Here is a 19,535-nt window from a genome sequence, read left to right as displayed (position 1 = left end):
CCTGGTTCGATCTAGGCGCTGAGGCCGCCGTCGACGGTGTGCTCGCCGCCCGTGCAGTAGGCGGCGGCGTCGCTGGCGAGGAAGGTGATGAGGGCGGCGACCTCACGGGGGTCGGCCGCCCGGGACAGGGGTACGGCGGACCAGTCGACCTGGTCGGCGCGCATCATCGGGGTCTCGATCGGGCCGGGGCACACGGCGTTGACCCGGATGCCCCGCTCCCCCAGCTCGAGGGCCGCGGAGCGGGTGACGCCGCGGACGCCGAACTTGGTGGCGGAGTAGACGAGGGCGTGGCGGTGGCCCGAGAGGCCCGCGGTCGAGGAGATGTTCACGATCGCGCCCCCGTCGGCCATCGACCGCGCGGCAGCCCGGGTGCCGAGCACGGTGCCGCGCAGGTTGACGTCGAGGACCAGGTCGATGTCGTCGTCGGCCATCTCGGCGAGCGGGGTCTTGCGGTAGACACCGGCGTTGTTGACCAGGACGTCCCAGTGGCCGTGCTGCTCCAGGATGTCGGCGGTCACCCGGTCCCAGTGGCCGGCGTCGCGGACGTCGAGCTCGACGGCCCGTGCTGATGCTCCGATGGACGCTGCCGTGCGCGTGGCGCCGGCGAGGTCGCTGTCGCCGAGGACGACGTGGGCGCCGGCCTCCGCGAGCACGGCCGCCACGGCCGCGCCGAGGCCGCCGGCCGCGCCGGTGACCAGGGCGACCTTGCCGGTCAGGTCGGGTCCGGTCATGCCGGTCCCTCGGCTGGTCCTGCAGCGGGAGCCGCGACGCCGAGCAGGGTGCGCAGGTCGCCGTACAGCAGCTCGCGGGCGGACGCGCCGGCGCGCAGCGTCATGAAGGTGAGCAGCCCGTGGAAGAGCTGCGGGTGGATCCGGGTGAGGACCGGTACGCCGGCCGCGGCGAGCTGCGCGGCGTACTGCTGCCCCTCGTCGGCCAGCGGGTCGGCGGCGGTGATGACGACGACCGCCGGCGGCAGGCCGGCGTGGCTCGCGGCGCGGGCCGGGGCGACCAGCTCGGGCGGCTCGGGGAGGGTGCGGTCGGCGCCGAGGTACTGGTCCCAGTACCACTCCATGTTCGCCCGGGTGTTGAACCAGCCGTCGGCGTAGGTGTCGTAGCTGGGGGTGTCGCAGGCGGGGTCGATGACCGGGCCGAGCAGCGCCTGGCCGGCCAGGGCCGGTCCCTTGCGGTCGCGGGCCATCAGCGCGACGACGGCGGCGAGGGCACCGCCGGCGCTGTCGCCGGCGACGACCACGCGGGCCGGGTCGGTGCCGAGCTCGTCGTGGCGCTCGGCGGCCCAGAGCAGGGCGACGTACGCGTCCTCGGCCGCGGTCGGCGCGCGGTGCTCGGGGGCGAGGCGGTAGTCGACCGACACGACGACGGAGTCGGTCTGCCGGGCGAGCTGGCGGCAGAAGCCGTCGTGGCTCTCGAGGTCGCAGAAGACGAAGCCGCCGCCGTGCGTGAAGACGACCAGCGGGCGTCGTACGTCGGCCGGACCGTGGGGCTGGTAGACCCGGGCGCCGATGGTCCCGCCGTCGACGTCGATGGTGACGTCCTCGGCCGAGCGGACGTCGTCCAGGTTGGCCGGCGGGACCTGGCGGGCCTTCGTGGCGGCGCGCGCATCGGCGCCGGTCATCGTGGAGACCTGCGGGAAGTTCTCGTTGAGCAGCGCCAGGAACCCGGCGACCTCGGTGTCGAGCATGCTGCGAACGTAGGCAGCGGTCTGCGGCGGAGTGGCTCCGGTCCCGTTGGACGGGACCGGAGTGTTACGAATCGGAACATTCCTTAACGTCCAATCTCATGAGCGCCCTCGCCTTCTCCCCGACCCCGCCGCCCGCCGAGGTGCTGGAGCCGACGCCCGACGTCATGCGGCGTGCGATGGGCGCCTTCCCGAGCGGGGTCACCGTTGTGACGGCGGTGCACGACGACGAGCCGGTCGGCTTCACCTGCCAGTCGTTCGCGTCGCTCTCGTTGGAGCCGCCGCTGGTCCTGTTCTGCGCGACCCGCGAGGGCCGGGCCTGGGCGCGGATCCGGGAGGCCGGGGCCTTCTGCGTCAACGTGCTCGCCGAGGACCAGGTCGACCTGTGCCAGCGCTTCGGCTCGCGCAAGGGGCTGCGGTTCGAGGGGCTGGAGTGGACCGCGCCGCACGGTGCCCCGGCGCTGCCCGGCGCCGTGCTCCGGGTGCACGCGACGCTGGAGACGGTGCACGTCGCCGGTGACCACGACATCGCGATCGGGCGGGTGCAGGGACTCGAGCTCGACACCGCCCCGCCGCTGGTCTTCCACCGCGGCCGGTTCGGGCTGGACGCGCCCAGGGCGGGGTTCGCGCACTGGGGCGAGCAGGACTTCTGGAGCTGATCGGGACCGCGGGCCGTCGTACGGCAGGCCTATCATGAGCCGCATGGCGAGCGCCGCGGCGAAGAAGAAGGCGGACGGGGAGAGCTCCGACCCGCCCGTGTCGATGGTCGCGCGGATCGCCCTGATCATGCGGGTCTTCGACGAGCCCGGCGCGCGGTTCCGGCTCGACGACATCGCCACCCGCACCGGCCTCCCCCGCTCGACGGTGCACCGGATCCTCGACCAGCTCCTCGTCACCGGCTGGATCCAGCGCCGCCCCGACGGCTATTCGCTGTCCAGCGGCGCCTCGACCGCCCGCCACTCGCCGTCCGAGCACCCCGAGCTGCGCTCGGTCGCCGCCCCGGTCCTCAACCGGCTGCACCTCGACACCGGCCTGGTCGTCCACCTCGGCGTGCTGATCGGCACCGACGTGCTGGTCCTCGACCGGATCGCCGGCCGCGCCGCGACCGGCAACGTCGGTACGGCGTCCCGCGTCGGCGGCCGGATCCCCGCCCACGCCACCGCCCTCGGCAAGGCGATCCTCGCCCAGCTGCCCGGCGAGGAGATCGACACCCTGTTCCGCCCCGGCCTGCCCAAGCGCAGTCCCCGCACCATCGACGACCTGCCCACCCTCCACCAGGAGCTCGGCCGGATCCGCGCCCGCCGCGGCCTCGCCTACGAGAACCAGGAGCTGGTCCTCGGCACCTCCGCCCTCGGCGCCGCCATCCGCGCCGACGGCCTCCTCGCCGCGATCTCGGTCGGCGGCGCCGTACCCCTGGACAAGCTGGAGCGGCTCGGTCCGCTCATGCTCCGTGCCGCCGCCCACGTCACCCAGCGACTGTCCGGGCAGGACGAGGATGCCGAGCCGGTGCGGCCGCAGTCGGACGGCGTGCTCGGGCGGATGCTGCGCACGCTGCCGGCCGACGGCTGGGTCTGATCGCGGCCGCGCCAGCGGACGCGATCGTCGGTGATCGAGTAGCACGGCGCGACTGAGCCTGCGAAGTCGCGGCGGGCGAATCGAGTTCGGGCAAGGCGCCTCGATACGCCCCGTCGCTCGTCCCTCGCGACGGGGCTACTCGACGAACGAGGTGCCGCTCACCACCAGCGGTCGGTGATGTCGAGCCCGTAGGCCCAGCGACCGAAGATCGACAGCGTCTGGTCGACCGAGTTGGCGGCGTTGGTGGCGGCGACCTGGGCGTCGCGCCAGGCGCGTTGCAGCGGGTGGCGGCGTTCCCAGGCCTCGGGGCCCGCGGCGTCGAGGAAGCTGCCGATCGCACGGACGGCGCGCTCGGCGGCCAGCGACTGGTCGCGGCGGGCGCGGACGACGCTCTCGGTGTGCGGCGGCTCGTTGCGCCCGGCGCGCTCCAGCAGGCGATCGAGGTGGCCGGTGAGCTGGCGCCAGGCGACGTGGAGGTCGGTCGCGGCGCGGGCGACGGTCGGGGAGGCGGCGGCCTCGGGGCGGTCGGCGAGGAGGGCCTCGTAGGCGCCCTCGGCCGCACCGATCACGGGTACGGCGACCGCGTGGGTGTGGATGACGCTGTAGGGCATCCGGTACAGCGGGGCCAGGTTGCCGGCCCAGGCCGGGTCCTCCTGGAGCATCCGCTCGCGCGCCCCGAAGGTCCGGTACGACGGCACGAAGGCGTCCTCGACGGCGATGCCGTCGGCGCCGACGGCCCGCAGCCCGGTCGGGTCCCAGCGCTCCTCGATCCGGTAGTCGGCCGCCGGGACCAGGGTGCCGACGAAGTCGACGGGCTCACCGTTCTCATCGAGCAGGAGCGCGCCCAGCACCGCCCACGACGCGTGGTGGATGCCGGTCGACGTACGCCACCGGCCCGTGAGCCGGTAGCCGCCCTCGGTCGGCGTGAGCTGCCCGTCGGGGGTGTACGACGACGCGAGCCGCGCGCCCGGGTCGGCGCCCCACACCTCCGTCTGGGCGCGGTCGTCGAAGAGCGCGAGGTGCCACTCGTGGGCACCGAGGATGGAGGCGACGAAGCCGGTCGACGGGCAGGAGCGCGACAGCAGCCGGACGGCCCGGAAGAAGGTGACCGGGTCGGCCTCGAGACCGCCGTACGCCGCCGGCCGGAGCATCCGGAACAGGCCGATCTCGGTGAGCCGCTCGATCACCGCGCTGTCGACGGCACCGTTGATCTCGACGGCCGCGGCGTCGCGGGCCAGGTCGGGCAGCATGGTCCGTACTCCGGCGATGACCGCGTCGGTCGCCTCGCTCACCGTTCCCCCTCCATCACGACTAGTGTCGGCGTGAACACTAGGAGGACCCTTGCACACCCACACCGCGCTCCGCGACCGTGTCGAGGACCTGGTCCCCCGCATCCGCGAGGAGGCCGCCCGCACCGAGGCGGAGCGCCGGATCCCGACCGAGGTGCTGGCCGCGCTGCTCGACGCCGGAGCGTTCGCGCTGGTGCCGGCCGCCGAGCGCGGCGACCGCGAGGCGGAGCTGGTGGAGCTGGTGCGGGCCGTGGCCGCGGCGTGCGGTTCCACGGGCTGGGTGACCGCGGCGGGTGGTGCGGTGCCGTGGCTGCTCGACCTGTTCCCGCAGGCCGCGTGGGCGCGGCTGCAGGACGAGGCCGGTGACCCGCTGGTCGGGTTCAGTCCCGAGCCCGCGGGCCGGCTGGTGGGGCCCGAGGACGAGCTGGTTCTCAACGGGCAGTGGACCGCGGTGACGGGGGCGGCGAACGCATCCTGGCTGTTGCTCGGCGTACGACGCCACGAGGTCCCCGGCGAGCCCGGCCGGGCCGCCCTGGCGCTGGTCCCCATCGAGGACTGCGAGCTCTCCGACCCGGTCGACACCGTCGGCCTGACCGCGTCCGGCGCGCAGGACGTACGGGTCCGCGGGGCCGCGATCCCGGTCGGCTCCTGGGCCGACGCGGAGCACCGCGGCGCCGACCTGCGCGCCATCGGCACCATCGCCGCGATGGCGCTCGTCGGCTCCGCCGCGGGCGCGCTCGTCACCCACCTCGACCAGTCCCGGCAGCGGCTCGCGCTGTCCCACGGCGGCGAGGACGCCCTCGACCTCTCCCCCGCCCGGATCGCCCGTGCCGCCTCGCTGGTCGACGGCGCCGCCCTGGTGCTGCGCGAGCAGGCCACCGGCCACCACGACCCCGACGACCAGCCGCGCGATCCCTTCGAGGACCAGCTGTACGCCGTCGACCGGGCCGTCGAGGCCACCGCCCTGGTCTTCGCCAGCCTGCGCGCGCACGCGCTCGACAACGGCGACCCGGTCGCGCGGTTGTGGCGCGACGTCCGTGTCGGCGGCTACCACGCCCGGGCGCTGATCAGCCGGCTGCGCGCGCTCGGCGGCTGAGCCGTCAGCCCACCAGGGCGGTCCGCAGCGCGGCCAGCTCGGCCTCGGTGAGGCCGTGGCGGAGCAGGAACTCCGCGCCGCCGCCGTACGTCGCCCGCAGCGCGTCCACAAAGGACCCGATCGCGGTGCCGTCGACGGCGAAGACGCCCTGGCCGACGTTGGGGAGGTTCTTGTAGGCGGGGATGCGGATCAGCCGCTCGCGCACCTGCACGGCGCGCTCGGAGGTCAGGGCGTAGTCCGCGGCGATGTCCTCGGACGAGACGCCCACGGCGTCGAGCAGCACCGCGGCGATGACGCCGGTGCGGTCCTTGCCGGCGGCACAGTGGAAGACCACGGCGTGCTGCTCGGGGTCGCCGATGATCCGCGCGGCCTCGACGAAGGACTCGGTGCTGCCGGCGAGAAGCTGCCAGTACAGCGCGCCGAGGTCGGCGCTGGTGCCGGAGGGGACGACGACGTCGAGCAGGGTTGCGTCGGCCTTCTTGACGGGCAGGTTGACCACGCGGACGGCGGACTCGCCGAGCAGGCCGTGGCCCTCGCGGGCGGCCTCGTCGGGCAGCCGCAGGTCGATGATCGTCCGCAGCCGGCGTACGTCGACCAGCTCGGTCACGTCCGCGGCGCAGATCTCCTGCAGGGTGCTGGCCCGGAACGCCACGCCCGAGCGCGTGAAGCCGCCGCCCTCGACGGGGAGACCGCCGAGGTCGCGGATGTTGTCGACCTCTGCCAGGTCGAGCCACCTGGTGGCCTCGCTCACCGTGCCCACAACTGTCTCCGTCTCGATCGGGGGTGACGACGGTGTCACGATCCCCGGAGCGACCGGTTCGGCGCGGACTCGTCCCGCTGATCGGGAGCGACGACCCTCACACCGCGTCCTCAGGTGAACCTCGGGTGAACCGAACGAGACGAGGAGATCGAGATGTCCGTTGCCGAGCCCACCCTGCTCAGCGTGCTGCGCGTCGTCGAGCTGAAGGGCCGGGTCCGCGAGGCCGAGGTGGCCACGCCCCTGGGGATCGCGCCCGAGGCGGCCGGTGCCCTGCTGACGGACCTCGAGGCCGCAGGCCTGCTGGTGAAGGCCGGCGCCGGCTTCCGGCTGGCCGACCCCGGTCGCGCCCGCCTCGCCGAGCTGCTCGCCGCGGACGCGGCCACCGTCGACCAGCCCTCCCTCGCTTCGGCGTACGACGACTTCTGCGTCGTCAACGGCGACCTCAAGACCATCGTGACCGCCTGGCAGCTCAGGGCCGACGGCACGCCGAACGACCACACCGATGCGGCGTACGACGCCGAGGTGCTCGCGCGCCTCGCCGACCTGCACGCCCGGGTGCTCCCGCTCGTGGAGCGGCTCGCGGAGATCGCGCCGCGCCTGGTCCGCTACCCCCGGCGGCTGCAGCACGCGCAGGACCGGCTGGCCGAGGGCGACACCACCTGGGTGGCCCGCCCGATCCTCGACAGCTACCACACGGTGTGGTTCGAGCTCCACGAGGACCTGATCCAGCTCAGCGGCCGGACCCGCCTCGAAGAGGCCGTCGCGGGCCGCGCCCACTGAGCGCGCGCTGATGGACCCCTTGCTCGAGGCCGACGTCGTCGTCCTCGGCCACGGTGCCGCCGGCTGTGCCGCGGCGATCGAGGCCCACGACGCGGGTGCCCGCGTCGTCCTGGTCGACAAGCTGCCCGCGGGCCTCGAGGGCGGCACGACCCGCGTCTCCGGTGGCGCCTGGTGGGAGCCGTCGAGTGCCGAGCGGGCCGCGGTCTACCTGCGCAGCCTGTGCGGCGAACGCCCTGTCCCCGAGCCGGTCATCGAAGCCTGGGCCGAGGAGTGCACCCGCACCACCGCGTGGATGCGTGACACGGTCGGCGCCGAGGTCGGCACCGTCCCGGGCACGCTCGACCGCGGCATCGCCGGCACGGTCGTCGAGGTCCCGCCGGAGTTCCCCGAGCTCGAGGGCAGCGACGCGGTCACCGGCTGGCGCGCCGTCGGCGGCGCGCTGGGCCGGTCACGCCTCCTCACCGCCCTCACCCAGGCCGTGGCGGACCGCGACATCACCGTCCTCCTCGGCACCCGTGCCGAGCGCCTCGTCCAGGACGCCGAGGGCACGGTCGTCGGCGTCCAGGTCACCGACGCCGACGGCGCCCGCCGCACCCTCCCCGCGGCGGGCGGCGTCGTGCTGGCCACCGGCGGCTTCGAGGGCGACGTCCGCATGGTCCGCGACTACCTCCGCTTCCCGCAGACGCTGACCTGGGGCTCGCCGTACAACACCGGCGACGGGCACCGGATGGCGCAGAAGGCCGGCGCCGACCTGTGGCACATGGACAACATGACGAGCATGGAGGGCTTCCGGGTCCCGGGCTTCGACAGCGGCTTCTACGCACGGTTCTCGTTTCGCAAGGGCTTCCTCTACGTCGACCACGACGGCCGTCGCTGCGTCGACGAGCTGCCCCGGACCGGGCACGGCCAGGCCCGTGTCCACGGCGCCTACGAGCACGTCCCGGTCCGCAGCCTGCACGCCGTCTTCGACGAGGCGACCCGCCTGGCCGGTCCGATCTCGCCCAACGCGGCGATGCTGCCGGTCGGCTGGAACGTGCTGGTCGAGGGCTACGAGTGGAGCTGGGACAACAGCGTCGAGGTCGAGAAGGGCTGGCTGCACAGGGCCGACACCCTCGAGGAGCTCGCGCCGCTGATCGGCGTCGACCCGGCGCTGCTGGTGGAGTCGGTCGCCCGCTACAACGCGGCCTGCGCTGCCGGCTTCGACGAGCAGCTCGGCCGTGAGCCGTCGACGCTGGTCGCGCTCGGCGAGGGCCCCTACTACGCGTTCACGTCGGCACCGATGGTCGCCTGGAGCAACGGCGGTCCGCGCCGCAACGAGCACGCCGAGGTCCTCGACCCGTTCGGCGAGACCATCACCGGCCTGTACGCCGCCGGCAGCATCAGCTCGACCTACAGCTGGTGCAAGGACGGCGGCATGCACATCGCCGACGCACTCGCGTTCGGCCGGATCGCCGGTCGCCGAGCAAGCGCTCGGGCGCTCAGCGCACGATCGCAGGATTGACCGCGGGCGGTCCGCCCAGCATCGACCGGTGCGAGGGCGGCTGTCCGCCGTCGACATCAGTTACGCCGAGCTCGACGGCGAGCTCCGCATTCACCACGGTCCTCCCGTTCCAGCGCACCCGGTCAGGGTGCTGCCAGAGCGCGGCGATCACGCGACCGGGGAGCTCGACGGACTCGGTGCGGGCAGCCAGGTCGCCGTACCGGTCCGGTTCGGCCTCGAGCACAGCTTGCGTCCGCTCGGTGCGCAGGATGCCCATCCACAGCGAGACCGCGGTGACGCCGTGCGGTGCCAGGTCGACGCCGAAGTCGTGGGCGAGCCGGTCGACGCCCGCCTTCGCGGCGCCGTACGCCGGGCCGTGCATGTAGCAGCCGCCACCGAAGGACGACGTGTTGACGAGCAGCCCACGAGCCGCGATCAGCAGGGGCGCGGCGTACCAGCTGGCGGCGTACGTCGAGCGCAGGCCGACGTCGAACATCCGCTGGTGGTCCAGCGGCCGCTCCCAGAACGGCTGGTCGTCACCGAGCCCCGACGGCAGCGCGATCGCGTTGTTGACGAGGACGTCGAGGCGCCCCTGTTCCTCCCCCACTCGGCTGAACAGGGCCGCCACGGCGTCGTCATCATCGTGGTCGCAGACCACGCCGATCCCGTGGCCTCCGCGAGCGTCGACCTCGTCGGCCACGTCGGCGACCGACGCGGAGCGGCCGGTCAGGTAGACGGTCGCGCCGAGGTCGCCGAGCGCCCGCGCGATACCGCGACCGGCGCCCCGCGAGGCACCGGTCACGACGGCGACGGGAGCGGTCACTTCTCCTCGGCCCAGGCGAGCAGCCGGGCGAGGTAGGGGTTCTCGTCGGCAGCCACGGTCTCGATCCGGCCCTCCCACACCTGGCCGGTGGCGCCGTCGACGGTGATCTCGCGACCGACCAGCGACTCGACGGTTCCAGCGCCGCAGCCGACCACGCAGGGACGCGCGATCTCACGGCTGACGACCGCGGCGTGCGAGGTGGCGCCGCCGTACTCCGTCACGATGCCGTTGGCGGCGAGCATGCCGTGCAGGTCGTCGGGCGAGGTGGCGGAGCGGACCAGGATGACGTCCTCGCCGGCCTCCGCGCGCTCCTCGGCCTCGTCCGGGTCGGCGACGGCGACGCCGAACGCCAGGCCGGGGCAGGCCGACTCGCCGGTCGCGATCGGCGTACCGACGCCGGCGCCGGACGCGGCCTCGACGACCGCCTGCAGCTGATCGGCGCTGACCCGGGCCACGGCCTCGGCCTGCGTGAGCACGCCCTCGTCGACCAGGTCGACCGCGATCCGTACGGCGGCCGCCGCCGTCCGCTTCGCAGCACGGGTCTGCAGCAGCCACAGCCGCCCGCCCTCGACGGTGAACTCGATGTCCTGCACGTCGCGCCCGGACTCCTCCAGGGTCGCGGTCGCCTTCATCAGGTCTGCGTGCACGGACGGCATCGTCTCGGCGAGCGTCGCCAACGGCTGCGGGGTGACCCGGCCGGAGACGACGTCCTCGCCCTGGCCGCGGGCGAGCCACTCGCCGAAGGGTGCGGGGTCGCCGGTGCTGGGGTCGCGCGAGAAGAGCACGCCGGTGCCGGAGTGGTCGTCGAGGTTGCCGAAGACCATCGCCTGCACGGTGACGGCGGTGCCGAGGTCGTCGGCGATGCCCCGGGTGCGGCGGTAGGTCTGGGCGCGGGCGGACTGCCACGAGCCGAAGACGGCGGCGACGGCCGCCCGGAGCTGCGCCCACGCGTCGTCGGGGACCGGGCCCTCGGCCACGGTCTCCTGGTACTGCCGCACGAAGCGCTCGCGGGTGTCGGCGACGTGCGCCTCGTCGCCGCTCTCGGCGACCAGCGCGGCCGCGGTGGCGTCGGTGAGGCCGAGGTTGAGGACGGTGTCCATCATCCCGGGCATGCTGACCGGCGCACCGCTGCGCACCGAGACGAGCAGCGGACGCTCGGTGCTGCCGAAGCTGCGACCGGTCTCCTCCTCGAGGAAGGTGACGCCCCGTCGTACCTGCTCCCAGACGTCGTCGGGGACGGTGCCGTCGGCGGCGTAGAAGGCCGCGCAGCAGCCGGTCGTGAGGGCCACGGCGGGCGGGACGGGCAGCCCGAGCGCGCGCATCGCGTTGACGCTCCAGGCCTTGCCGCCGATGGCGGCGCGGTCGAGGTCGCAGCTGCCGTCGAGGCGGACGACGTCGGCGGTGATGCCGGCAGCGATGGCCGGTCGGTCGATGGTCGCCATCATGAGAAGTACAGGCCGCTGGTGATGCCACCGTCGACGACGAACTCGCCGCCGGTCGAGTAGCTGGACTGGTCGGAGAGCAGGAACCCCACAAGCGGCGAGACCTCCTCGGGCTGGCCCCAGCGCGGGATCGGGAACTTCGCGAACGCCGCACCCTCCGCGTCGCCGCCCTCGTGCTGGGTCATCGGGGTGGCGATGCCACCGGGGTGGATCGAGTTGACCCGGATGCCGGCGGGGCCGAGCTCCTGGGCTGCCGCCTTGGTGAGGCCGCGGACCGCGAACTTGCTCGCCGTGTAGGCGGTCGTGAAGGCGGTGCCGAGCAGGCCGTTGATCGAGGAGATGTTCACGATCGATCCGCCACCGGTCTCGGTGATCACCGGGGCGACCGCGCGCAGGCCGAGGAAGGTGCCGGTCACGTTGATGTCCATGATCCGCTGGAACGCCTCGGGCGTGGTGTCGGCGAGCGAACCGAAGCTGAGCACGCCGGCGTTGTTGACCAGGCCGTGCACGGCGCCGAAGGTCTCCTTGGCGGTCGCGACGATCGTGTCCCAGTCCTCCGCCGAGGTCACGTCGTGGTGCACGAAGACGGCGTCGTCGCCGAGCTCCTTGGCGAGGATCTCGCCGGCGTCGTCGATCACGTCGCCGATGACGACCTTCGCGCCCTCGGCGACCAGGTGGCGGGCGTGCGCGGCGCCCATGCCGCGGGCACCGCCCGTGATGATGATGACGCGTCCGTCAAGCGAACCCATGGCCGAATCTCCTTGTCCTGCGGATGGTTCTCAGTTGGTGGCGCCGGCGGCGTGCAGCGCGGCGAGGTAGCCGAAGACCATGGCGGGGCCGATGGTCGCTCCGGCGCCGGCGTAGTCGTTGCCCATGACCGAGGCGGCCACGTTGCCGGTGGCGTAGAGCCCGGCCACGGCGTTGCCGTCGGCGTCGAGGACCTTGCCGAGGCGGTCGGTCACGAGGCCGCCCTTGGTGCCGAGGTCGCCGGCCTCGATCCGCACGGCGTAGTACGGCGCGTTGTCGACGGCGCCGAGCACCGGGTTCGGCAGCGTCGGGTCGCCGTAGTAGCGGTCGTAGGCGCTCTCGCCGCGGCCGAAGTCAGTGTCCTCGCCGCTCGCGACGATCTCGTTCCAGCGCTGCACGCTGGCGGTGAGGGTGGCGGCGTCCATGCCGGTCAGGCGCGCCAGGTCGTCGAGGGTCGAGGCCTTGTGGGCCGTGCCGGCGTCGTACCACTTCTGCGGCAGGTCGGCGCCCGGGACAGTGGCGCCGAACGGGTAGCGGCGGCGCGCGGTCTGGTCCATCACGAACCAGAGGTACGGGTGGCCGTGGGCGATCTGGTCGTGCACGAAGGTGACGTACGGCGACGCCTCGTTCGTGAACCGCTCACCCTTCGGCGACAGGATCACCGAGTTGGGGATCGACCGCTCGGAGACGAGCGAGTGCACGCGGCCGTCCGGCTTGCGGACCGCCGGCATCCACCAGGCGTCGTCCATCAGGTCGAGGGCGCCGCCGGCCGCGTGGCCGATCAGGATGCCGTCGCCCGTGTTGGTCTCGGCTCCGCCGGAGACGTCGGCGCGGCCGACCTCGGGGAGGTACTCCTTGCGCATCGCCTCGTTGTGGTCGAAGCCTCCGCTGGCGATGATCACGCCGCGTCGCGCCCGGATCCGGTACGACGCACCGTCGCGCTCGACGACCGCGCCGATCACGGTGCCGTCCTCGTCGCGCACCAGGTCGAGCAGCGGCGTCTCGAGCCAGACCGGGACGCCGGCGTCGCGCAGCGAGATCCGCAGTCGGGCGACGAGTGCCTGGCCGAGGGAGACCATCTGGCGGCGGCGCAGCTTGTTGAGCGTCGACTTCACGCCGAGCTTGAGCGCGCGCCAGCGGCCGCGCCAGGTGCGGGTGACCATGTTGAGGTGCACGTAGTCGGCCGAGGTGATGATCAGGCCGCCGGGGACCTTCATCGCGCTGCCGCGCTGGGTGTAGGCGAGCTCGCCGAGCTTGTGCATGTCGAACGGCGGGCACTCGACCGAGCGGCCCTCGGGACGCCCCCCAGGCGCCTCGGGGTGGTAGTCCGAGTAGCCGGGGCACCAGCTGAAGGTCAGGTGCTGGGCGAACTTCCCGAACATCTCGAACATCGCCGGGCCGTGGTGGGCGTAGGCCTGCAGCCGGTCGCGGCCGATCGAGCCCTGCGTGATGTGCTCGAGGTACTCGACCACCCGCTCCTCGGAGTCGGTGATGCCCGCACGGGCCAGGGTCGGGTTGTTCGGGACCCAGATGCCGCCACCGGACAGGGCCGTGGTGCCGCCGTACGTCGCGGCCTTCTCGACGAGCAGGGTGTCGAGCCGGGACAGGGCGCCGGTGAGCGCGGCGGTCATGCCGCCGGCGCCCGCGCCGACCACGAGCAGGTCGACCTCGTGCTGCCAGGCCGTCGTGGTCGGGTCCGTCATCGTGTCCTCCTGGGGGCGTGCTGCTCGGGTCGTGGGGCGTGCGGTCCTAGACAACGGACTGGCGTGCCCCGGTGGGGCGGAAGTCCCGTTCAGCGAGAAGCGAGGGCGTCGAGCACCGCGAGGTGACCGAAGACCATGCTGGCCGCGATCGGGTTGCCGCCGCCGGGGTACGTCGTACCGGTCACCGCGGCCATCGAGTTGCCCGCCGCGTAGAGGCCGGCGATGGCGGTGCCGTCGGGACGCAGCACCCGAGCGTGCTCGTCGGTGACCAGGCCGCCCTTGGTGCCGAGGTCGGACAGACCGAAGGCGACCGCGTGGAACGGGCCCTCCTCGATCGGGACCAGGGGCGAGCCGCCGCCGGCGAAGGAGCGGTCGTAGGGCTCGTCGCCGCGGCCGAAGTCGGGGTCGTGCTCGGCCGCCGCGTGCTCGTTGAACCGGGCGACGGTGGCCTCGAGGGCGTCGGCGGGGACCCCGATCGCCGCCGCCAGCTCGGCGAGGGTGTCGGCGGTGTGCCAGAGCCCGGCGGCGACGTACTCCTCCGCGGGGGCGAGCGGCAGCGTCGTCGAGCGGACCGGCGGCAGCGCGCCGTCGCGGTCGTCGTGGACCATCCAGTACGTCTCGCCGGCACGGCCGGAGCGCTGGGCGTCGATCACGTCGCGGCCGAGCCGGTCGTAGGGCAGCGACTCGTTCACGAACCGCTCGCCGTGGGCGTCGACGAAGATCCCGCCGGTGAACCAGAGCGAGAAGGACGTGGTGCCGTCGGGGTGCGCGATGCCGGGCGCCCACCAGGCCTGGTCCATCAGGTCGGTCGCGGCGCCGATGTCGATGCCGGCCTGGATCGCGAGGCCGCGGTTGGACTCGGGCCCCATCGCGCCGGTGACGGCGCCGGGGACGCCGTGCTCCTCGCGCATGGCGGCGTTGTGCTCGAAGCCGCCGGAGGCGAGGACGACGCCCCTCGTGGCCCGGATGCGACGGTCACCGGCGACCAGGCCGACGACGCGGTCGTCCTCGACGACCAGCTCGGTGCAGGCGGCGTCGAGGCGCAGCTCGGCCGTGTCGACGCGCCCCAGGGCCAGCAGGAAGCGGCCGATCAGCGCCTGGCCGCCGATGAGGGTGTCGGCCGGGGCGGCGCCGGCACGGTCGACCTTGAGCGGCGGCCGGAGCTGCTTGGCGACCGGGCCGAGCTCGGCGGGGTCGAGCGGGAGCGGGCGGATCTGGCGCTCGATCGCCGCCCCGGGCACCGCGCCGAAGTAGTCGGGCCAGGCGAACGCCTCGAAGGCGAGCGCGTCGTCCTCCAGCATCCGGTCGACCAGGGCCGGTCCGGTGGCGAGGAAGGTGTCCTGCAGGACCCGCGGGGTCCGGTCGCCGACCACGGCGTGGAAGTAGTCGCGCGCCTCGTCGGCGTCGTCGTGGCCCGCCGCGCGGAGCACGGCGTTGCCCGGGAACCAGATGCCGCCTCCCGAGTAGGCGGTCGTGCCGCCGTACGCGCTGCCGGCCTCGACGAGCAGCACCGAGGCGCCTGCCCGGGCGGCCGTCCAGGCGGCGGTCATGCCGCCACCGCCGGATCCCACCACCACGACGTCGAAGGTCTCGTCCCACTCAGGAATGCTCGTCACGGATCGGGAGCCTGCGCGTCCGCTGGGCGGGTCGTCCGGGGTCTCCCGCTGAGTGGGACTCCGCGACGTGACCGGCCTCACGGGCCGGACGCTCCTCGTCTGGCCCCGGTACGTCGGGCCGGGGAACCACGAGGAGGAGAGTCCATGCGCGTCCTGATCACGGGAGTCGCCACCGAGGACGGGCGCGACGTCGCCCGCCTGCTGCTGGCCGCCGGCCACGAGGTCGTCGGAGTCGGGCAGCACCGCTACCTGGACCCGGGCGTCACGGTGGTCGCCGACGTCGCCGCGGCCGGCTCCGTCGACGCCGTCGTGCACCTCGCCGGGGGCCCGCTCCGCGTCGCACCCGGCACGCGGGTCGTGCTCCCCACCCCGCTCGGCGGCACCCACGCCGCGGCCGCTGCCCTGTCCTCGGCGGGTGTCGAGGTCGTCGTCGTCGAGGTCGCGCCGGTGGCGGGACGTCGTACCGACCGCGCCGCGCTGCAGACCCTCGCCGACCTGCTCGGCGGCGGCTCGGCCGCGCTGCAGGTCGTGCACCACGACGACGTGAACCGTGCGCTGGCCGCTGTCGTCTCGGCCGACGCCACCGGGCCGTTCACGCTCGCCGCGCCCGGGACCGTCACCGGCACCGAGGCCCGCAAGCTGCTGCAGGTCGCCGGCGTGAAGCCCGCCGTCCCCGGCGTCTCCGCCCGTCCCGCCGCTCCCGCGACCGAGAGCGACGTCCCCGCCGGCTTCGGCTACGGCTGGACCGCCCGCGAGGCCCTCGAGGACCTGGCCCGCGGCCTGCGCGGCTCCCGGATCACCAAGCGCGGCGTCGAGGTCGAGTCGGGTCGGTTCGGCCTGCCGACGTACGTCGTCCCGAACAACCTGCCCGCGAGCGACGGCGGCACCCTCGTGGCCGCCGGGCCGGACGAGCTCCAGGGCGAGTTCGACACCCTGCTCGACCCGCGGCTCGCCGTACTCACGGCGACGAACACCTCCGAGGCGCTGCCCGGTCCGCTCACCCCGATGTCGCTGGACCTCCAGCTCGGTGCGCAGCGGATCTCCAACGAGGGCATGGGCCGGATGCTCTCGCTCGACGGCGCGGCGCTGGAGCAGCAGACCAGCCTGGTGCTGGGCGTGCTCGGCCACTGCGTCTACATCAACGCCTCGGTCGGCGTGAACATCGTCGAGAACATGCCCGGCTGGGACGAGGCGACCGTCCGCAAGGACGTCTACGGCAACATCCCCGAGGAGGTCGTCTTCCGGCCCCAGGGCGGCCCGCCGATGCCCACCGGCCTCGCCAGCCGGATCGCGACCATCACCGCCACCAGCCGGGTGATCGCCCGGGCGCGGAAGTTCAAGGAGGAGGCCGAGGCCGTGCACACGGCCGCCGCCGCCGAGAGCCTGACCGCCGAGCAGGTGGCCGCGCTGACCGACGACCAGCTGCACACCCGCGCCCTGCTGTGGCGCGACCGCCTCGCCCACGCCTGGTCGGTCGCCTCGATCGGCGTGATGATGACCAGCGCCGCCGACGCGATGCACGAGCGCGGCAAGGACCCCGAGCACGTCGCGGTCGACGTCGAGCTCCTCGAGTCGGCCCGCACCATGCTCGCCGTCGAGCGCCTCGCCGACGAGCTGCGCGGCGACGACCACCTGCTCAAGCTGGCCCGCGAGGGCGACGTCGAGGCGCTGCGTGCGGCCTCGCCGGCGTTCTCGGCCGCGCTCGACTCCCAGCTCGCGGTGATGGGCCACCGTGGTCCCGGCGAGTGCGAGCTGGAGAACCCCTCCTTCTCCGACCGCCCGGCCCACCTGGTCGGCTCGGCCGCCGCCGCGGCTGCGCGGCCCGCTGCTGCTCGCGAGGCCGTGCCCGCCATGAAGTCGCGCACCGGCAAGATGGCCGCCGGCGCGATCCTGGCCCGCGAGCGCGCCCGCGACGGCGTGGTCCGCTACACGCACGACCTGCGCCTCGCCGTACGCGAGCGCGGGAACCGCCTGGTCGCGGCCGGCCGGCTCGCTGCTGCGGACGACGCGTTCTACCTGACCCTCGACGAGCTCTTCGTCGACCCGGCCGGCTTCGAGGAGCGGGTCGCCCGGCGTCGTACGGAACGGGTCCGGCTGCAGGGCGTCCGGATGCCCGACGTCGTCGTCGGCACCTGGGCCCCCGAGGGCGTCCACGACGGCGTCTCGGTCGGCGACACCATCGGCGGCATCGGCGTCAGTGCCGGCGTCGTCGAGGGCCGGGTCCGCGTCCTGCGCACCCCCGACGACGACATCGAGCCCGACGAGGTCCTCGTCGCCTCCGTCACCGACGTCGGCCACACCGCGATGTTCGGGTACGCCGCCGCCGTCGTCACCGACATCGGTGGCGCCGCCTCCCACGCCGCCATCGTGGCCCGCGAGTTCGGCATCCCGTGCGTCGTCGACACCAAGCACGCCTCCACCAGCCTCACCGACGGCATGCTCGTCCGCGTCGACGGTGCCGCCGGCACGGTCGAGGTGCTGGAGGGCTGACCCGGCAGAAGCTGGCTCGGATTTCACGCTGACCCGGCAGAAAGTGGCTCGGATTTCACGCTGACCCGGCAGAAAGTGGCCCGTACACCCGCCACTTTCTGCCGGGTCGGCGGCATTTCGGGGCCAGCTTCTGCCGGGTCGGCGGCATTTCGGAGCCACTTCGAGCCGGGTCGGCGGAATGAACGAGCCCCCGGGTGCTCGTGGCACCCGGGGGCTGTCGTCGTTGGTCAGGCGAGCAGAGCGCTACTTCACGTCCTTCTTGAACAGCGCGGTGATGACCTTCTGGTAGCTCGGGCCCATGATCCGGGGCAGCACGGCCATGAACTTGGCGTCGTTGCCGCACAGGATCTGTGCCTTGTCCTTGCGGATGCCCTTGATGATGATGTCGGCGCACTCCTCGACGGTCATCTTGGCGATCCGGTCGAAGTTCGCGGCGAGCTGGGCGATATCGCGGTCGCCGCCGGCGCGGGCCTTCTTGGCGATGTCGGTGCGGATCGAGCCCGGGTGGACGCTGCTGACACCCACCTTGTGCTCGTACATCTTCATCTCCTGGCGCAGCGAGTCCGTGAAGGCGCGGATGGCGAACTTGGTGGCGTTGTAGCCGCCCTGGGTCGGGCACGCGACGAGGCCGAACATGCTCGAGATGTTGGCGATGTGGCCGTCACCGGAGGCGATGACGTGCGGCAGGAACGCCTTGGTGCCGTGGACGACGCCCCAGAAGTTGATGTTGACGATCCACTCGAGGTCCTCCCAGCTGACCTCCTCCACGCTGGCGACGAGCGAGACGCCCGCGTTGTTGACGACGACGTTGACCTTGCCGAAGTCGGCGACGACCTCGTCGGCGTGCTTGAGGACGGCGTTGCGGTCGGTGACGTCGACCTCGTACGCGCGGGCCTCGGCGCCGGCCTTGCGGCACAGCTCGGCGGTCTCCTCGACGTTCGCGATGCTGCGGCCGGAGACCGCGAGGCGGGCGCCCTCACGCGCGAGCTGGACCGCGAGCTCGCGGCCGATGCCGGCCCCGGCGCCGGTGATGACGACGACCTTGCCGTTGAAGTCCTTCATGGTGTTCTCCTTGTCGGTGTGCTCGGCGGCGGGTGCCTAGAGCGAGGTGAAGCCGCCGTCAGCGACGAACTCGGATCCGGTGCTGTAGCTGGACTCGTCGGAGATCAGGAACAGCACGAGGTTGGCGATCTCGACCGCCTCGGCCTGGCGCGCCAGGGGCTGGTGCTTCGCCCCCTCGTGCGAGCGCGCGGAGGTGGCCGTCATCTCGGAGCGGGTGAAGCCCGGGTGCACGGAGTTGACCCGGATGTTGTCGGGGCCGAGCTCCTGGGCCGCGGTCTTGGTCATGCCGCGCACGGCCCACTTCGAGGCGACGTACCCGACGATCCGCGAGTACGCGATCAGGCCGCCGGTCGAGGAGATGTTGACGATCGAGCCGCCCACGCCGGCCGCGGACGCCCTGCGCAGCGAGGGGATCGCCGCCTTCATGCCGAGGAAGACACCGACCTGGTTGACGTCGATGACGCGGCGGTAGTCGGCCTCGCTGTGCTGCTCGATCGGGTCGACGTGCACGATGCCGGCGTTGTTGACCAGGCCGGACACCGGCCCGAAGGTGGCCTCCGCAGCGGCGACCGCCTGCTCCCAGCCGTCCTCGCTGGTCACGTCGAGGGCGACGTACGACGCCCGCTCGCCGAGCTCGTCGGCGAGCGCCTTGCCCTCGGCCTCGAGCACGTCGGCGATGACGACCCGCGCACCCTCCTGGACGAGCCGGCGCACGCACGCGGCACCGATGCCGCGGGACCCGCCGGTGACGATGACGACCTTGTCGGCAACGCGGCCCGAGACGGGACCGGAGACGGGGTCGGACTGGCTTGTGATGGAGGTCATGACGCTAGGGAAGCCCCGCCATCGGCGCGCCCGGCCGGGGATCCCGATCAGCGGGACCTTCGTGCCCAGAGCGGCGTGGCGTCCATAACGTCGCAGCATCGGCAGGCCTCTCGGGCCCTGTCCCCACCAGCCCCACCACGAGGAGATCGAG

General features: G+C 73.5%; 17 protein-coding genes. 6 read left to right on the top strand and 11 right to left on the bottom strand.

What is annotated here, in order from left to right:
• Positions 1 to 11 precede the first annotated feature (11 nt).
• Positions 12 to 731, bottom strand: a complete 720-nt coding sequence (locus tag ACZYRU_RS04010; RefSeq protein WP_488955783.1) for an SDR family NAD(P)-dependent oxidoreductase — start codon at positions 729 to 731, stop codon at positions 12 to 14.
• On the bottom strand, positions 728 to 1,699 hold the full coding sequence (locus tag ACZYRU_RS04005; RefSeq protein WP_488955782.1) for an alpha/beta hydrolase: 972 nt from the start codon (positions 1,697 to 1,699) through the stop codon (positions 728 to 730). Before ACZYRU_RS04005 ends, ACZYRU_RS04010 begins: the two co-directional genes overlap by 4 nt.
• A 98-nt stretch (positions 1,700 to 1,797) precedes the next feature.
• Between ACZYRU_RS04005 and ACZYRU_RS04000 the strand changes: the two genes are divergently transcribed.
• Entirely contained in the window at positions 1,798 to 2,355 is a 558-nt protein-coding gene (locus tag ACZYRU_RS04000; RefSeq protein ID WP_488955781.1) for a flavin reductase family protein, read from the top strand.
• A 43-nt stretch (positions 2,356 to 2,398) separates the two neighbouring features.
• Positions 2,399 to 3,271: an IclR family transcriptional regulator gene (locus ACZYRU_RS03995; RefSeq protein WP_488955780.1), complete on the top strand. Its 873-nt coding sequence runs from the start codon at positions 2,399 to 2,401 to the stop codon at positions 3,269 to 3,271.
• A gap of 158 nt (positions 3,272 to 3,429) precedes the next feature.
• On the opposite strand, the gene ACZYRU_RS03990 is transcribed toward ACZYRU_RS03995, so the two are convergent.
• The gene (locus ACZYRU_RS03990) at positions 3,430 to 4,563 is read right to left on the bottom strand and encodes an acyl-CoA dehydrogenase family protein (RefSeq protein ID WP_488955779.1); all 1,134 of its coding nucleotides are present in this window, start codon (positions 4,561 to 4,563) and stop codon (positions 3,430 to 3,432) included.
• Between the two features lie 49 nt (positions 4,564 to 4,612).
• Between ACZYRU_RS03990 and ACZYRU_RS03985 the strand changes: the two genes are divergently transcribed.
• Positions 4,613 to 5,656, top strand: a complete 1,044-nt coding sequence (locus ACZYRU_RS03985) for an acyl-CoA dehydrogenase family protein (RefSeq protein ID WP_488955778.1) — start codon at positions 4,613 to 4,615, stop codon at positions 5,654 to 5,656.
• Positions 5,657 to 5,660: 4 nt separating this feature from the next.
• Here the strand turns inward: ACZYRU_RS03985 and ACZYRU_RS03980 are convergent, their stop codons facing one another.
• Positions 5,661 to 6,416 (bottom strand): tyrosine-protein phosphatase, encoded by a 756-nt coding sequence (locus ACZYRU_RS03980; RefSeq protein WP_488955777.1) that lies wholly within the window; start codon positions 6,414 to 6,416, stop codon positions 5,661 to 5,663.
• Between the two features lie 153 nt (positions 6,417 to 6,569).
• On the opposite strand from ACZYRU_RS03980, the gene ACZYRU_RS03975 reads away from it, so the two are divergent.
• Both ACZYRU_RS03975 and ACZYRU_RS03970 read left to right on the top strand, forming a co-directional pair.
• Positions 6,570 to 7,196, top strand: a complete 627-nt coding sequence (locus ACZYRU_RS03975; RefSeq protein WP_488955776.1) for a hypothetical protein — start codon at positions 6,570 to 6,572, stop codon at positions 7,194 to 7,196.
• A gap of 10 nt (positions 7,197 to 7,206) precedes the next feature.
• Positions 7,207 to 8,697 (top strand): FAD-dependent oxidoreductase, encoded by a 1,491-nt coding sequence (locus ACZYRU_RS03970; RefSeq protein WP_488955775.1) that lies wholly within the window; start codon positions 7,207 to 7,209, stop codon positions 8,695 to 8,697.
• Here the strand turns inward: ACZYRU_RS03970 and ACZYRU_RS03965 are convergent.
• The 5 genes from ACZYRU_RS03965 to ACZYRU_RS03945 all read right to left on the bottom strand — a co-directional run bounded on the left by ACZYRU_RS03965 (position 8,675) and on the right by ACZYRU_RS03945 (position 15,007).
• On the bottom strand, positions 8,675 to 9,499 hold the full coding sequence (locus ACZYRU_RS03965) for an SDR family NAD(P)-dependent oxidoreductase (protein WP_488955774.1): 825 nt from the start codon (positions 9,497 to 9,499) through the stop codon (positions 8,675 to 8,677). The genes ACZYRU_RS03970 and ACZYRU_RS03965 overlap by 23 nt on opposite strands.
• Positions 9,496 to 10,941, bottom strand: coding sequence for a pyruvate, phosphate dikinase (locus ACZYRU_RS03960; protein ID WP_488955773.1), 1,446 nt, complete (start codon positions 10,939 to 10,941; stop codon positions 9,496 to 9,498). Before ACZYRU_RS03960 ends, ACZYRU_RS03965 begins: the two co-directional genes overlap by 4 nt.
• A complete protein-coding gene (locus ACZYRU_RS03955; protein WP_488955772.1) occupies positions 10,941 to 11,690 on the bottom strand; it encodes a glucose 1-dehydrogenase in 750 nt (249 codons plus the stop codon). The genes ACZYRU_RS03960 and ACZYRU_RS03955 overlap by 1 nt, the downstream gene beginning before the upstream one ends.
• A gap of 30 nt (positions 11,691 to 11,720) precedes the next feature.
• Positions 11,721 to 13,391, bottom strand: coding sequence for an FAD-binding protein (locus tag ACZYRU_RS03950; RefSeq protein WP_488955771.1), 1,671 nt, complete (start codon positions 13,389 to 13,391; stop codon positions 11,721 to 11,723).
• Positions 13,392 to 13,480: 89 nt separating this feature from the next.
• Positions 13,481 to 15,007, bottom strand: coding sequence for an FAD-binding protein (locus ACZYRU_RS03945; protein WP_488955770.1), 1,527 nt, complete (start codon positions 15,005 to 15,007; stop codon positions 13,481 to 13,483).
• A 144-nt stretch (positions 15,008 to 15,151) separates the two neighbouring features.
• On the opposite strand from ACZYRU_RS03945, the gene ACZYRU_RS03940 reads away from it, so the two are divergent.
• Positions 15,152 to 17,497: a PEP-utilizing enzyme gene (locus ACZYRU_RS03940; protein WP_488955769.1), complete on the top strand. Its 2,346-nt coding sequence runs from the start codon at positions 15,152 to 15,154 to the stop codon at positions 17,495 to 17,497.
• 243 nt (positions 17,498 to 17,740) lie between these two features.
• Here ACZYRU_RS03940 and ACZYRU_RS03935 read toward each other — a convergent pair whose 3' ends face one another.
• Together ACZYRU_RS03935 and ACZYRU_RS03930 are read right to left on the bottom strand one after the other, a co-directional pair.
• Positions 17,741 to 18,559, bottom strand: coding sequence for an SDR family NAD(P)-dependent oxidoreductase (locus tag ACZYRU_RS03935; RefSeq protein WP_488955768.1), 819 nt, complete (start codon positions 18,557 to 18,559; stop codon positions 17,741 to 17,743).
• A gap of 36 nt (positions 18,560 to 18,595) precedes the next feature.
• Positions 18,596 to 19,384 (bottom strand): glucose 1-dehydrogenase, encoded by a 789-nt coding sequence (locus tag ACZYRU_RS03930; RefSeq protein ID WP_488955767.1) that lies wholly within the window; start codon positions 19,382 to 19,384, stop codon positions 18,596 to 18,598.
• Positions 19,385 to 19,535: the final 151 nt, after the last annotated feature.

Source organism: Nocardioides sp. F233, assembly GCF_057813895.1.
Note: the sequence above shows the minus strand (reverse complement) of the source record. Positions and strands in the feature narration are given on the sequence as shown.

Coding starts and splice junctions, on each gene's coding strand:
- ACZYRU_RS03930 (WP_488955767.1), bottom strand. CDS start 19,384: ATGACCTCCATCACAAGCCAGTCCGACCCCGTCTCCGGTCCCGTCTCG.
- ACZYRU_RS04005 (WP_488955782.1), bottom strand. CDS start 1,699: ATGCTCGACACCGAGGTCGCCGGGTTCCTGGCGCTGCTCAACGAGAAC.
- ACZYRU_RS03940 (WP_488955769.1), top strand. CDS start 15,152: ATGCGCGTCCTGATCACGGGAGTCGCCACCGAGGACGGGCGCGACGTC.
- ACZYRU_RS04000 (WP_488955781.1), top strand. CDS start 1,798: ATGAGCGCCCTCGCCTTCTCCCCGACCCCGCCGCCCGCCGAGGTGCTG.
- ACZYRU_RS03995 (WP_488955780.1), top strand. CDS start 2,399: ATGGCGAGCGCCGCGGCGAAGAAGAAGGCGGACGGGGAGAGCTCCGAC.
- ACZYRU_RS03935 (WP_488955768.1), bottom strand. CDS start 18,559: ATGAAGGACTTCAACGGCAAGGTCGTCGTCATCACCGGCGCCGGGGCC.
- ACZYRU_RS03975 (WP_488955776.1), top strand. CDS start 6,570: ATGTCCGTTGCCGAGCCCACCCTGCTCAGCGTGCTGCGCGTCGTCGAG.
- ACZYRU_RS03955 (WP_488955772.1), bottom strand. CDS start 11,690: ATGGGTTCGCTTGACGGACGCGTCATCATCATCACGGGCGGTGCCCGC.
- ACZYRU_RS03950 (WP_488955771.1), bottom strand. CDS start 13,391: ATGACGGACCCGACCACGACGGCCTGGCAGCACGAGGTCGACCTGCTC.
- ACZYRU_RS03970 (WP_488955775.1), top strand. CDS start 7,207: ATGGACCCCTTGCTCGAGGCCGACGTCGTCGTCCTCGGCCACGGTGCC.
- ACZYRU_RS04010 (WP_488955783.1), bottom strand. CDS start 731: ATGACCGGACCCGACCTGACCGGCAAGGTCGCCCTGGTCACCGGCGCG.
- ACZYRU_RS03960 (WP_488955773.1), bottom strand. CDS start 10,941: ATGGCGACCATCGACCGACCGGCCATCGCTGCCGGCATCACCGCCGAC.